At 60.5% G+C, this 14,344-nt stretch carries 10 protein-coding genes and 1 pseudogene; 5 read left to right on the top strand and 6 right to left on the bottom strand.

Annotated elements, in window-relative coordinates:
* A pseudogene (locus ACN0SW_RS17880) lies at positions 1-285 on the top strand (calcium-binding protein); the annotation flags it as partial.
* 181 nt (positions 286-466) lie between these two features.
* Complete coding sequence (locus tag ACN0SW_RS17875; protein ID WP_417729290.1) at positions 467-2,821, top strand: calcium-binding protein; 2,355 nt, start codon at positions 467-469, stop codon at positions 2,819-2,821.
* Here ACN0SW_RS17875 and ACN0SW_RS17870 read toward each other — a convergent pair.
* A complete protein-coding gene (locus ACN0SW_RS17870) occupies positions 2,808-3,641 on the bottom strand; it encodes a sulfotransferase family 2 domain-containing protein (RefSeq protein WP_417729289.1) in 834 nt (277 codons plus the stop codon). The genes ACN0SW_RS17875 and ACN0SW_RS17870 overlap by 14 nt on opposite strands.
* A gap of 149 nt (positions 3,642-3,790) precedes the next feature.
* Between ACN0SW_RS17870 and ACN0SW_RS17865 the strand changes: the two genes are divergently transcribed.
* Entirely contained in the window at positions 3,791-4,843 is a 1,053-nt protein-coding gene (locus tag ACN0SW_RS17865; RefSeq protein WP_417729288.1) for a hypothetical protein, read from the top strand.
* Here the strand turns inward: ACN0SW_RS17865 and ACN0SW_RS17860 are convergent.
* Positions 4,833-5,633 carry an ABC transporter permease gene (locus ACN0SW_RS17860; RefSeq protein ID WP_417729287.1) on the bottom strand — a complete coding sequence of 267 codons (801 nt, stop codon included), beginning with the start codon at positions 5,631-5,633 and terminating at the stop codon, positions 4,833-4,835. The two genes, ACN0SW_RS17865 and ACN0SW_RS17860, sit on opposite strands and share 11 nt — an antisense overlap.
* Positions 5,634-5,862: 229 nt before the next feature.
* Here ACN0SW_RS17860 and ACN0SW_RS17855 point away from each other — a divergent pair, with 229 nt between their 5' ends.
* Both ACN0SW_RS17855 and ACN0SW_RS17850 read left to right on the top strand, forming a co-directional pair.
* Positions 5,863-6,960 (top strand): sugar transporter, encoded by a 1,098-nt coding sequence (locus ACN0SW_RS17855; RefSeq protein ID WP_417729286.1) that lies wholly within the window; start codon positions 5,863-5,865, stop codon positions 6,958-6,960.
* A 13-nt stretch (positions 6,961-6,973) separates the two neighbouring features.
* A complete protein-coding gene (locus tag ACN0SW_RS17850; protein WP_417729285.1) occupies positions 6,974-7,648 on the top strand; it encodes an ABC transporter ATP-binding protein in 675 nt (224 codons plus the stop codon).
* 62 nt (positions 7,649-7,710) lie between these two features.
* Here the strand turns inward: ACN0SW_RS17850 and ACN0SW_RS17845 are convergent, their stop codons facing one another.
* From ACN0SW_RS17845 to glmU, 4 genes are all read right to left on the bottom strand, one after another.
* Positions 7,711-8,550, bottom strand: coding sequence for a hypothetical protein (locus tag ACN0SW_RS17845; RefSeq protein WP_417729284.1), 840 nt, complete (start codon positions 8,548-8,550; stop codon positions 7,711-7,713).
* Positions 8,551-8,561: 11 nt separating this feature from the next.
* Entirely contained in the window at positions 8,562-10,844 is a 2,283-nt protein-coding gene (locus ACN0SW_RS17840) for a glycosyltransferase (RefSeq protein WP_417729283.1), read from the bottom strand.
* A gap of 137 nt (positions 10,845-10,981) precedes the next feature.
* The gene (gene glmS / locus ACN0SW_RS17835; RefSeq protein ID WP_417729282.1) at positions 10,982-12,805 is read right to left on the bottom strand and encodes a glutamine--fructose-6-phosphate transaminase (isomerizing); all 1,824 of its coding nucleotides are present in this window, start codon (positions 12,803-12,805) and stop codon (positions 10,982-10,984) included.
* Positions 12,805-14,160, bottom strand: a complete 1,356-nt coding sequence (glmU, locus tag ACN0SW_RS17830; protein ID WP_417729281.1) for a bifunctional UDP-N-acetylglucosamine diphosphorylase/glucosamine-1-phosphate N-acetyltransferase GlmU — start codon at positions 14,158-14,160, stop codon at positions 12,805-12,807. The genes glmS and glmU overlap by 1 nt, the downstream gene beginning before the upstream one ends.
* Between the last annotated feature and the right edge of the window lie 184 nt (positions 14,161-14,344).

Below are 14,344 nucleotides of genomic sequence, written 5' to 3'. Positions count from 1 at the left end.
GGCGCGGGTGTGGATCAGTTCGTGTTCTCCGCGTTCTTCGATGGCGAGGCCGATATCATCACCGATTTCGAGGATGGCATCGACGGCTTCTTTATCCGCATCAACAATCCGGACACTGGTGAGGCCAACATCACCAACGGTGGCAACGGGCTTGCGGGTTTTGTGGCGGCCTTGGGGATTATTGATACGATTGCGGGCGCGCAGCTCAATGTGAATGGCAATACGGTGCTGGTTGAGGGCATTGCTGCGGCGAACCTGACGGTGGATGATTTCCAGTTCCTGTGAGTGGTGTCCTGTCTCAGTCACGGCGGATTTTCCTTTAACTTTTCGTAAATGCCGCACGGCAGCCATAATTCGTTAAACTCACGGCAGTCTTGCCGAGGCACTCTGTTTTTTGCGTGGGGACGCGGGAAACGGGTGGATGAGGATGCCAGTCAAACTGAGGCATGTCGGGACGAGTCATGCGATGAATTTTGAAGTCGCGCGTTCGGCAGTGGCGATTACAGCCTTGCCGGATGGAGGCTTTGTGGTGGCAGATTACAGCGCTGGCCTGAGCCGGGTGGTGCGGGTCGGACCAACCGGACCCGTGCTGGAGAGCCACTGGTTCCACGAGGAAAATACGCGCGCGGCGTTTAATGTTATCGGCATGCCGGGCGCGTTGCCGCCTGCTCTGGTGCAGGATCTGCTGGCGGGCTGGGATGCCGGTGCGCGCAGCGGCACGCTTGGGTTTCTTGGTGAGGGCGGGCTTTATCCGCAGGCGGTAAACCTTTTGGCTGTGCGGCTGGCGGGGCAGGATTATCTGATTGCTGCGGCCAAGAACGGGCAGGGGCTGTCGGTATTTGATCTTGGGACCGGGCAGACCGGGCAGGCGGTCGCGTCGCAGGCGGATACGGCGGAGCTTTACTTGCGTCAGGTTGCGGATTTGGCCTTGGTCGAGATTGCCGGGGAGGTACATGTTTTTGCCGCATCGGCGCGTGAGCAGGGCATCACGGGCCTGCGGCTGACGGAGGGTGGTGGGTTGATGCCTGTCGCCGGCCTTGGACGTGACGACAGCCTGCCCGTGCAGACGATCACGGCGCTTGTGCCTGCAGAGGTCGCGGGGCGTCAGTTCTTGATTGTGGCGGCGGCGGATAGTGCGAGCCTGACAGTGTTGCGTGTCAGCGCGGGGGGCGCGCTCGGGGTTGTGGACCACGTCATTGACGGGCTTTTGACACGGTTTGACGGGGTGTCGCAGCTTGAGGTGGTTACCGATGATGGCCACGTCTTTGTTCTGGCGGCGGGCCGGGATGCAGGGCTGAGCCTGTTCCGGCTGACGGCTGAAGGGCGGTTGTTGCATCTGGATACTTTGGCCGATGCCACGGCCTTTGCGCTGGATGGGGTCTCCGGGCTGGCGGCGCAGATGCGCGCAGGGGGCATCGACGTTCTGGTGACAGCGGCGGGGGAGGCGGGATTGAGCCTCTTTCGGGTTGATCTGGGGTCCCTGGGGGTCGTGACGCGCGCGGCTCTGGCGCGGGTCGAGGGGACGAGTGGAAACGATATGCTGTCCCTGAGTGGAGGTAACGGCCTGTTGGACGGTGGTGCGGGAGAGGATGTGCTGAGCGACGGCAGCGGGCGCGATACCCTGATCGGAGGGGCCGGGGCGGATATCTTTGTGCTGATGGCTGACGGTCAGCGCGATGTTATCGCCGATTTCACGCTGGGTGAGGACCGGCTTGATCTCTCGCTCTGGCCGATGCTGCGCACTATCGGGCAAATCGACTTTGCCCCAACGCTACAGGGGGCGGTGCTTGGCTTCGGGGCGCAAGAACTGGAGGTACGCAGCAGCGGTGGCGCCGGTTTCGAGATGACGGATTTGCCCGCCATGTTGTCACCGTTGCTGTCGCATTTCGATATTGAGCTTGGACCATTGCAGGTGGCCGAGCCCTTGCCGCCGCCGAGTGTTCAACCGCCGCCGCCCCCTCCTGTTGTCTCGCGCGAAGCTGGTCCTGTCGGGTTGGTGGGGGGCGAGGCGCCTGATCTGCTCGAAGGGGGAGATTACGACGATGCTCTGGGGGGCAATGGCGGCAATGACACACTGCGTGGCCATGCGGGCGACGATCGGTTGGCAGGGGGCGCTGGTGACGACCTGATTGAGGGGGGGCCGGGGCAGGACAATATCGGAGGCGGCTTCGGCGCAGACAGGCTGATCGGGCAGGCGGGTCATGACACTATCGGTGGCGGGCAGGGCGATGATGTTCTCAGCGGTGGCGACGGTCACGACGTGATGAGCGGCGGACCCGGCAATGACCTGCTGGAAGGCGAGGCGGGCGATGATCGACTGGCCGGAAGTTTTGACAGTGACACGGTGCTTGGCGGTGCCGGGGATGATGTGATCGGCGGCGGTCCGGGGCGCGATCGTCTGGAGGGGGAGACGGGCAACGATCAGATTGGCGGGGGCGAAGGTAACGATACGGTGCTGGGTGGCGGCGGCGATGATTTTCTGGCCGGGGGCGGGCGCGATGATCTGCTGGATGGGGGGATCGGGCGCGACACGCTGAATGGCGGTGCCGGAGATGATACGATGCGCGGGGGACCGGAGGCCGATATTTTTGTGTTCAACGATTTCACCGCAGAAGAGCGGGACGTGATCGTCGATTTCCAGACCGCAGAGGACCGTTTGCGATTGGCCGGCGTCGAGGGGCAGGGCCTGATCGGGCGTTTTCAGGCGCTGGATGTCTTTGACGCGGCTGGTGGCGCGGTGCTGCGGTATGCCGATCACGAGATCCTGTTGGAGAACGTGGCGGCCAGCAGCCTGTCGTTGGATGATTTCATCTTCCTGTGAGGCGTCCCAAACCCGGAAAGGCCCGGTTCAACAGCCCGGTCCATCTGGTGCCGTGAAATCCGTCGTGCGGATTAACGGTATAGCCGAGGGTTGTGAAATCCACCGCGTAGATTTGCTGGATGGTGCGCAGGGTGTCGGGGGTTATGAAATTGTCATAGTTGAAATTCATCTCACTCACCTCGCGCGCCGATAGATTGCCGAGATACCCTTTGACTGGGGTTCTGGGCAGGTTGGTCCGGTTCATGATACGTGGCGTGTAAAGAAGGCCGCGTTTGCGGGCGACCTGCGCCATTTCTTGGTCGAGGCGTTCGACATGGACCACATAATCATAGCGGATGCCTTCGGCCTTGTAGAAGGGCAGCACCTGCGTATCCCAATGCCCGTTGATGGCGTTTTCAGGGCGGGGGCGGGTGGCGTGCAGATGCTTGATGGTGTCGAGGAACTGCTCGAAGGAAATGCTGTTGTCCGCGATATCCGCGCCGGTTCGGGCGCAATAAAGATCGTGCAGTTCCTTTGCGAAAGGTTCCAGATCTGACCGGGTCAGCAACTGTCTGTTGCGATAGATGCAGAACTTGTTGAAATAGGCGCTGATGATGCGTGTCGCGGGATGCCGCGCGAGGATGACAGACCGATAGGTGGGATCGCAGAGAGCTTGGGCGCATCCGCGAAAGGGCGCGCTCTGGGTGTGAAAGTACTGTTTGCTGGCCGGACGCGTTGGCATGTTATCCGCGAGGAAATTGAACAAGGTGGTGCAAGCCGCCTTTTGCGACCAGAAAAACACGGTCTTGCTGTCATCATGAATGTATCCGCGCCAGCCCATGTGATCCTGCAGTACCTACTTTCTCTCTGGTAGTTGGCTTAAAGCGCCGAGGGGGGCTTGGCAACGTTGCGCAGGGGTTTTTGCGCCTTGTGTCACGCCATGCGTGGCTCTAGGGTGCAGCCGACCTGATGATGAGGCAGTTGATCAGTATGAAGAAGCGCCTTTTTCTGCATGTGGGCATGCCGAAATGTGCGACGACGACGATTCAGGCCTATCTGGCAGAGCATGTTCATGATCTGGCCGAGCGTGGGTTTCATTATGAGTTTGCGCCCGGTGAACGTATCCCCGAACAGGGCAATGCCACGCATCTGGCCAATGCCATGATTGAGGGGGACGCCGCGCGCGTGAAATCGCTGCTCGATTTCTTTTTGCGACCCGACGGCGACGTGATCCTGAGTTCGGAATATCTCTTTGGGGTTTCGCGGGGCGCCGTTGCCAGCGCCATGGTCGAGCGTATGCGACAAGCCGGCTTTGAGGTCAGCGTGATCTGCTACTTTCGGCGACAGGATTTGTGGATTGAATCGGATTATAAACAGCATGTCAAAAGCAGTGCCGACTGGCGGCGGGGCATAGCCGCCTTATTGGCGTTGCGTGTTGAAAAACAGGTGCTGAATTACAATGCGATGCTGATGAACTGGGTTCGAAGTGTTGGGCGCGACAATGTCATTGCCGTTCCTTTGCGGCCCGAGCAGCAGCCAGAGTATGCGGTGCGCCGGTTTCTGGAGGCGTTGGGTATCTCGGATATGTTGCCCCAAGATGCCGCGTCCCCACGGGCCCATAATGTCAGCCCGCCAACCGGATTGATCGAGCCCGCGCGCTATCTCAAGCGGGCCATGCTGGATCAGGGGGTGTCACCCGTTCTTGTCAGTCAGGAAACGGACCGGTTCTTTGCGCTGGCCCCAGGGGTGGTTCGCGTGCCGAGGCGTCGGTTTCTAATGCCGATCCTTCGACGGCAGCGTCTTTTGCAGCAGTGTGAAACCTCAAATGCCGCCTTGGCGCGCAATTTTCTGAACGGGGTTGCGCCCTTTGATATGACACCCGATTATGACGAGGCCAGTGAAACCCCGTTGGGGGCCGAGGCGGCGGCCATTCTGGCAGCCTACCATGTTCATGGGCACAAGGCCCTGCATACCCGCAGCCGCTTGCGCCAGGGGCTTGGCGCTGTCAAGCGGGCGGTGATGCGACCGCGTGTCAGAAATTGATGATGTCGCGGTGGTAGCGCCGCAACAGCAAAAGACCGAGCGCAAGCGCTATGCCCGACGTGGCGAATATGAATGCCGGTGAGGCATATGTGGCGTCATAGGTGCTGTAAATGCCTTTGCGGACCAGACCGATGGGGTGGATCAACGGATTCCACCACATCCAGTCGCGATAGGGTAGCGGCACGGTGTCGTAGAGAAAAATCACGCCGGAAATGAGGAAAAGTGGCCTGTTCAGGATCGCCCAAGCCCGTTCCCAGATCGGAAAGACCGACAGCAGGAAACAATTGAGCGTGCCAACGCCCGCCGCAAGCGCAAATGCCAAGCTGTAGCCCAGGGCGATGGCGCGCAGGTCGATGATGACATTGACGTCATAAACGATCACGATGAGCGGAAAGAGGACGACGCCAATCATGATGTGGGTGAGCGCATTCAGGATAAAGCGGGCGAAGAGCGCATCCATGTAGGTCACGCCGGGATAGAACAGCAGTTGTTTTGAGAACCTCAGCGCCACCGACAATTTGTTACTGACGTCCATATAGGCCATGAACGGCAATATTCCCGAGGCAAAGAACAGCGGAAAATTGGTGCCCAGGCTCGGGCTCTTGAAGGCCAGAGAAAACAGGAGGGTCATCAGCATGATGCCCGCCACCGGTTCGAGGATCGCCCAAAGATAGCCCAAGGCCGAGCGGCCATAGGTCGAGGACATCTCGCGCAGGATCAGTGCGACGACCGTCTGAACGGTGCCTGTGCGCTTGCGCGGCATGGCTGGAGGGAGGGCTATATTTGTCATCTTGATGGATGGTGTATCACCGTGTCCTTTGATAGAAAATCCCCAACCGGCGTATCGGGTCGGACAGAAGCAAAGTGAAGAGCAAGATTTGACTCAGACCAACTCTCCTGTAGAAAAAGTGGCTGCGACCCCCAAAAAAGGGACTGGGCCTGAAAAGCTTTCGGGGCCGAACGTGGTTCAGGCTGCTGCGGTGTCAGCGTCCATGCGCCCCCCCGCAAGATCGGCGGGCATGCGCGCGCGTCATGTGGGTATCGCGTTCAGCTTTGTGCTTTGGGTGATATTGCCGTTGGGTCTGTCGGTCTGGTATCTCTACGCCGTTGCGCGCGATCAATACGCAAGCCATATCGGATTTTCGGTGCGTACCGAAGAGATCGGATCGGCGATTGAGCTGTTGGGCGGAATCACCGAGCTGTCGGGGTCCAGTTCTTCGGATACCGATATCCTCTATGAGTTCATCCAGAGCCCGCAGATAGTGCGCTCGGTCAACGATCAGCTCAACATGGCGCGCATTTATCAGCGGCCCGGCGACCCGGTCTTCACTCTTGGGGAGGATACGCGGATCGAGGCCCTGTCGAGTTACTGGCAGCGCATGGTCAAGATTTTTTATGACCGCAGCAGCGGATTGGTTGAGGTTCGGGTGCTGGCGTTCGAGCCCGAAGATGCCAAAGCCATTGCCGAAGTCGTCTTTCGCGAAAGCAGCGACATGATCAACGAGCTGTCAGCGATCGCGCGGGCGGATGCCATGCGCTATGCAGAGGAAGAATTGTCGCGAGCCGAAGAGCGGCTTTTGCTTTCCAATCGGTCGCTCACAAGTTTTCGCAATCGCACCCAGATCGTCGATCCCGCAGCGGACGTTCAGGGCCAGATGGGGCTGTTGAATTCACTGAATGCGCAGATGGCAGAAGCCCAGATCGAGCTTGAACTCTTGCTCGACAATTCCGCCGAGAGCGATCCACGGGTGGCGCAGGCCAATCGCAAGATTGCCGCCGTGCAAAAACTGATCGACGAAGAGCGGTCCAGTTTCGGTGGTGCGTCCGGGGTTTCGGGCGTCACCCAGTATTCAGAGCTGCTCGAAGAGTATCAAGCGTTGCAACTGGGGCTGCAATTTGCCGAGAAAAGCTATCTGTCTGCATTGGCAGCGCGCGATGTCGCCTTGGCCGAGGCGCAACGGCAATCGCGCTATCTTGCCACCCATATTCCCCCGACGCTGGCGGAGACTGCGGAATACCCCCGTCGTCTGATGCTCTTGAGCATGATTTCGGGTTTCCTGCTGTTGTCGTGGTCGATCCTGGTGATGGTCTATTATTCCTTGCGTGATCGGCGCTGAGCGGACGGATCCGATGATTGAGATACGCAACCTGTGCAAGACCTTTGTCCTGAATGGGCGGCGCAAAGTGGTGGCGGATAACATCTCGGCGATATTTCCCGCCCGCACTGCGGTTGCCATTCTGGGACGAAATGGGGCGGGCAAGTCGAGCCTGCTCAAAATGCTGGCCGGGTCCATGGACCCAGACAGCGGCAAGGTGCTCAGCACGGGCACGATTTCTTGGCCTGTCGGCTTTTCCGGCAGTTTCCACCCCGAGATGACCGGACTTCAGAATGTGCGATTCATTGCGCGCGTTTATGGGGTGGATACCGAAGAGCTTGCGGATTTTGTCGCGGATTTCGCGGAATTGGGGCAGCATTTCAACCTGCCGGTTCGGACCTATTCCTCGGGCATGAAATCACGTTTGGCGTTTGGTGTGTCGATGGGCATTCATTTTGACACTTACCTCGTGGATGAGGTGACAGCCGTCGGGGATGCCGCGTTTCGAGATAAGTCAGAGATGCTGTTTGCAGATCGGGTCAAGCGCAGTGGCGCGATCATGGTGACGCATGGGTTGGCGCAGGTCAAACGGCTTTGTGATCACGCGGCCGTGCTCGAAAATGGTCAGTTTTTCTTTTACACCGATGTGCAGGATGCCATTGCGCACCATCAGGCCCTGATGAAAGTGGAAATGGCAGACACGGACTGAGAGGGAATGACGTGGCCTTGCGTGCGAGATGCTGCAAAGCCAGAAACCCCGGTTTGCGGATGTCAGGCTTCGGTATCGCGGGGCACTCTGGCCCGGTTGTCAAACCCGAATTGTGCCAGCAGGGCCTCGTTCTGAGGGCGGAACTGTTCTTCGAGCCAAGCGATGCGTTCGGGGCTGCGGCCCATGTCAGGCTGTTGGGTGTGGTGAAAGGCGTTGAGGAAAATCTGTCGGATGTCCTCATCTGCACAGGCCAGATCAAGCATTGCCGCAGCAATGATGTCACAGTCCTGCATCCGCAGCGAAGGATTGGTTTCGTGCAAGGGCACGTCCCAGTTCATGCCCGTGGGATGCCCAAGCAATTCATCGAGGATTGGCTGAATGTTGCGGTGGTTGCCCAGAATGATCGGCAGGACGGGAAACAATTTGCTCCAGTTGGTCAGGTAGGCCGCTGGTCTCATAGTGTCGATCCGGCGTTTGGCAAAGGTCTCAAAGGTGCGCCCGCCATAGGGTTTACGCTCGGCCAGAAACGTGTCGAAATATTGCTTCATGAATTGCGAATAGTCGCCAAAGACGAAATCGCTGAAGGGGCGCAAGAAGGCCAGAAGTTGCACATCGATCCCGGCTTTGGCCGTTATCTGTGACAGGGCGGCGCCGCGCTTGGAGAGCGAGTAGAGATCCTCATGGCTGAGAACTACGGTTTGCACCCCATCTGCAAACATGGCGCTGACCTGATCAGCCGTGATCTCAGCGAGATCGGCGGCATTGCCCGGATGCGATCCGGTCGGAGCGGGATAGCAGATACCGTGCTGCAACAGCGCCTCTGTATTCTGCATCATAACGCGCTGAAGGTAGGTGGAGCCACATTTGGGCGAACCGATATGCAGGATAATCTTTTGCGTCATGAAATTGAATTCTAGGTCCGTGGTAAGTGCGAGGCAAGCCGATTGGCCAGACTGTCGATCATATCCTCAGGGTGACTGCCCAGAGCGCGCAGGTCGATATCGCGGTCAGGTTGTGTCACGGGGGCTGCGCGCCAGGAGGCGCTGAGCGCGTCGGCCAGATCAGGCGCGGTTGCCGGAACCGACAGGATCGCGGGGCTGAGACGGCTTAGATCCTTGGGGCCAAAGCCGTTGGTGACGACCCGCACACCTGCGGCGGCCATTTCCAGAGGGGGGTGACTGGGATGGGGCGAATACATCAGCGACAGCCCCAGATCAACGGTGCCGAGATAGTCGGGGTACTCTTCCCATGCCAGTTTGCCCAAGCTCTTGAGCATGATACCGCCCGGCAGGGTGACATCGCAGTGTAGCTGACCGATGGACACCACATCGATATCATCCGGGCCAAGCCCTTCTTGTACGACAAAGCGGGCCAACGCTTCGATTGCGGTGGCATACATGTTGCGCGGCACATCCGGTCGCCCATATAGCGCCAAGCGACGCGGCGCATCGCCGGGGGCCGCCCGCGCCACATGGCTATAGCGATCAAGGTCGATCGAAGGATGAAAGGCAAGCGCGTCCTTGCTGGCAAAGCCAAACCCCTGATCCGCGAACCAGTCGCGCAGCAGCGTGGTGTTGAAGACCGGCTCGAAGTCAAAGTCATAGCTGGTCATGGCGTCGGCGAATTCCGGGCCCCAAGCGTAGAAATGCGGTTCGTAATCCTGAATGAGATAGAGAAACCGCGATTGGGTCATGGTGTGGCGGCGGATCAGCTTTTCGGCGACATGCGCGCTCCACCAAGCGGTGGCCATGAACATATCCTGGGGATTGAGTGGCAGGGTTTTGCTCTGAACGCCGCATTGCAGGCTGATACGCTCTGCCGTTGCCTGCATGTCATGCGATTTGCCTAATCGACCCAGCACAAAGCTGCGCGAGGTTCCGGGCGACGAGAGCGGCAGGTCGGTGGCGATGAAGCGCACATGATAGCCGCGCGCGGCCAGACCGATGCCGATGTCGAGCGCTGTGGCGATTCCGGCAAAGATTTCGGTCGGATTGAGCGTCGGAACGAGAATGTTCAGCGTGGGATGGGCGGCTGTGAACTCGGGAACAAAGCGCGGTTCTTTGCGCAGATCAATGATGGCCTCGTGTTTGATCGGAGGCCCGTCCCGTTTCTGTCCGGCGTTGGGCGGTTTGGGGGACATGCCCGGAGACAAGGAAAAGAGCCGCGTGTCAAACTCGTTGATCGACGTATTCAGGCCGGGGCCAAAGGCCTCGCGCAGGGTCCAGACCGTGCGCCCGGCACTGACCACGGCAAATCCCGCCGCGATCCGCGCCAGTCCGGTGTGCCCCTGAACGGCCAGCAGCCCCGAGTCGACCAGATGCGCGCCCATGCCGCGCATCCGCCGCAGATAGGGATGCAACGGGGCTGGTTTGGCCTCGCCATGTTTGAGACGCCCGTCGGCCACAGCATCACAGAGCCGGTTGTAGGTTGATTGCCCGAGGTAACGCGCCAGCGCATAGGCCGTGGCCTCTTTGCGCAGCCACATGGCGTCGGGGCATTTCAATCGTGCGCGCGTGGGCTGACGGCGATCAATGGCGCCCATCACGTTTCTGTCGTGCTGGCGGTAATCGACAAGGGGCGCGTCGATCAGATGGACGCCGCCGGTCGCTGTCGCCAAAAGCCCGAGCCAGAGGTCGTGATAGAAATGCACGCCGCTCTGCGACGGAAATGGCAGCGCCAGCCGCACCAGTCGGGGACGCATGAGCACGGTCATGCCAGTGATATTGTTGCGATAAAGCAGTCCGCGCAGACCGGGATTGCGCTTGCGCCGCTCAAATCCGAACATGGAATTTTGCAAGACCGTCTTGCCATCCGGTCCCACGAGGCGCGCATCGCTATGCACGAGATCAGCGCCGCTGGCCGCCAGCGCAGCCACACCTTTTTCCAGCCGGTCCGGATGCCAGATGTCATCCTGATCACAGAGCGCGATCAGGGCCGCGTCATCGTCCATCCCCTCGGCGGCGATCAGGCGCAGGGTCTCGCTCAATCCGGCCTCAAAGGCACGCACGGCATCCATGGTGACATCGCTGGGTACAAGGCAGAAAGGCACGCGCGCCGCTGTCAACATCTCTGACACCAGCGCGTCAGAGCAGGTATCTGCTATGACGGCAATCACACGGTGGGGTGCATGGGTTTGATCCGCGATGGATCGGATCTGTGCCTCCAGATAATCAGGCTCTGGCCGGAAGACGGCCATTATGATGAAAATGCAAGGGGACATCATATCCAGAGTGATCGCGATACCGCCTGTCGTCTAACGGAGCGCATGTAACAATGCAAGCAGCCGCCATTTTGTTTGGCGTAGCATGCGTGACGGTGGCGGAGCGGTCTGCCCTATTCCACTGTCACGGATTTGGCGAGGTTTCTGGGTTGGTCCACGTCGGTGCCTTTGGCAATTGCGGTGTGGTAGGCGAGGAGCTGTGCAGGCAGGGCGTAGAGGATTGGGGTCAGGATGGGGTCGGTTTCGGGCATGGCGATGGTTTGCCAGACGCCATCGCCGGCCTCGGCGACACCGCGCGCGTCCGAGACAAGCAAAATGCGGCCACCACGGGCCATGACCTCTTGCATGTTGGATACGGTTTTGTCGAAGAGCGTGTCACAGGGGGCCATGACGATCACCGGCATGGTTTCGTCGATCAGCGCGATTGGGCCGTGCTTGAGCTCGCCCGAGGCATAGGCCTCGGCATGGATATAGCTGATTTCCTTGAGCTTCAGCGCGCCTTCGAGCGCCAGCGGATACATGCGGCCACGCCCCAGAAAGAGCGCGCTGGGCGCTGTTGCGAGTTGGCGTGCGATGCTCTGGATCTGTGTGTTGCAGCCCATCGCAATGTTGAGCGTGGCGGGCAGGGCGCGCAGCCCGGACAAGAGATCGGTCAACCGGTCGGGTTCGATTTGGCCGCGGTCTCGCGCCGCCTTGAGCGCCAGCAACAAGAGCACGGTAAGTTGGCAGGTAAAGGCCTTGGTCGAGGCCACGCCGATCTCGGCCCCGGCATGGATCGGCAGCGCCAGATCGCTCTCGCGTGCGATCGAGCTTTCGGGGACATTGACCACCGACAGGATATGCGCCGCGCGCCCCTGCATGTAGCGCAGCGCCGCCAGCGTATCGGCGGTTTCGCCCGACTGGCTGACAAAGAGCGCCACGGTGCCGGGGCTGACCGGGGGCTCGCGATAGCGGAACTCTGAGGCGATATCGACCTCGACCGGCAGGTGCGCCAATTGCTCGAGCCAGTATTTGGCGGTGAGGCAGGCGTAATAGGCCGTGCCGCAGGCCACGAGGGTCAGCCGCTCGACATGGGCGAAATCCGGAAGCCCCTCGGGCAGAGTAATGCGGGTGCCATCGCTGCTGAGGTAATGGCCCAGTCCTGCGCCGATCACCGAGGGTTGCTCGGCGATTTCCTTGGCCATGAAATGCCGGTGCCCGGCCTTGTCAACGCGGGCGGTCTCGACCTCGATGGTCTTGACGGCACGGTTGGCCAGATGACCCTGCGCGTCGGTAATGCTGAGGCTGTGGCGCGTCACCACGGCGATATCGCCCTCTTCCAGATAGGTGATGCGGTCGGTCATCGGCGCCAGCGCAATGGCATCTGAGCCCACAAACATCTCGCCCTCGCCATGGCCCACGGCGAGCGGGCTGCCCTTGCGCGCGGCAACCAAAAGATCCGGCTCGCCGTCAAACAGGAAGCAGAGCGCATAAGCGCCTTCGAGCCGGGCGATGGTGGCTTGGGCGGCCTCGACAGGCCCCATGCCGCGGGTCATGTGGTAATGCGCCAAAAGCGCTACGGTCTCGGTGTCGGTCTCGGTCTCGTGGGCGATTCCAGCGGCGGCCAGTTCGGTGCGCAGGGCGCGGAAGTTTTCAATGATGCCGTTGTGCACGACCGCCACCGGGCCAGAACGGTGCGGATGGGCATTGGCCTCAGTCGGTGCGCCATGCGTGGCCCAGCGGGTGTGGCCGATTCCGGCCTTGCCCGCCAGCGGTTGATGTACCAGCAGATCGGCGAGGTTGACCAGCTTGCCCACCGCGCGGCGGCGGTCCAGGCGACCGTCGTTTACCGTGGCGATCCCGGCGCTGTCATAGCCGCGATATTCCAGTCGCTTGAGCGCCTCCACCAAGAGCGGCGCTGCCTCGTGATTTCCAAGAACCCCAACGATCCCACACATCAGTCTGCCCCTTTGTCGCGTTTCAATGCCTTGGCTTTTAAAAGATCAAAAAGCTTGCGCGCCCTTCCGGGTTTGTCCACCTGCGGCGCGCGCGCAATCGCAAGCGCGTCAGGGGCCACATTGCGGGTGATCACCGATCCAGACCCGGTCATAGCCCCGTCGCCAAGCGTGACAGGGGCCACCAGCATGGTGTTTGAGCCGACAAAGACCCGCGCGCCGATCACGGTCGTATGTTTGCTGACGCCATCGTAATTGCAGGTGATGGTGCCTGCGCCGATATTGCTCTCGTCACCGATGCTGGCATCCCCGATATAGCTGAGGTGATTGACCTTGGCCCCCTCGCCGATCAGCGCATTCTTGACCTCGACAAAATTGCCGATGCGGGCGTGTTCGGACAGTTCGGTGCCGGGGCGCAGCCGGGCATAGGGGCCAACCACCGCGCCGCGCGCCACATGACAGCCCTCCAGATGCGAGAAGGCGCGGATATGTGCGCCGGTTTCGATGGTCACTCCGGGGCCAAAGACCACATAGGGCTCGACCATGCAATCGCGGCCAAGCCATGTGTCATAGGCGAAATGCACGGTCTCGGGCGCGGTGAGGGTGACGCCGGTCTCAAGCGCCTCGGCGCGTTTGCGCGCCTGAAATGCGGCCTCGGCCTGCGCCAGTTCGGCGCGGGAATTGATTCCCATCGTCTCGGCCTCATGGCAGGTAACGGCGGTGGCCGACAGCCCCTGCGCCCGCGCCAGCCCGACGATGTCTGTGAGATAATATTCGCCCGCCGCATTGGCATTGCCAACCTGCGCTATGAGTTCGAAGAGCAGCGCGCAGGGGGCCATGATGACGCCGCTGTTGCACAGTGTGATGGCGCGCTCGTCCTCGGTCGCATCCTTGAATTCCACGATCCGCAACAGGGTTTCGCCGTCAGTCACCAAACGCCCGTAGCGGCCCGGATCGGCGGCCTCAAACCCCAGTACGACAATGTCGTGACTGGCCCGTGCGGCCTGCATCCGCGCCAGCGTTTCGGGCTGAATAAAGGGCGTGTCGCCGTAGAGTACCAAGGCATCGCCGGAATATTTTGTAAGTAAGGGCGCTGCCTGTGCCACCGCATGGGCAGTGCCCAACTGTTCGGTCTGAAGCACGATCTGTGCCGCCTCGTCAAAGTCGAGGGCGGCCTTGCGCACGGCTTCGGCACCATGGCCTGCAACAACGATGACATGATCCGGGTCCAGCGTCGCACCGGCCTGCATCGCATGCCCGAGCATCGGAGCCCCAGCGATTGCATGCAGCACTTTCGGCAACTCGGAGTTCATCCGTGTCCCCTGACCGGCCGCCAGTATGATCAGTGCTGTCGACATTCGCTGTCCCTTTTATCCCACGTCTGCCCGTTTTATCTGGTTGCGGCACAGGTGCAAGGGTTGGGGCCATGAGGCGAATTATTTCCTCGCATTTGCTGACAATTTTAACCTTTCCTTCACGCCAGCGCGGTGGCGTAGATTTGCTGCAACCCATTGCAGCGCAAGGCGGTGAGGAAACTGAGAG

This window comes from Roseovarius sp., assembly GCF_048262375.1.
Classification (GTDB): domain Bacteria; phylum Pseudomonadota; class Alphaproteobacteria; order Rhodobacterales; family Rhodobacteraceae; genus Roseovarius.
This window is presented reverse-complemented; position numbering and strand designations above follow the sequence as displayed.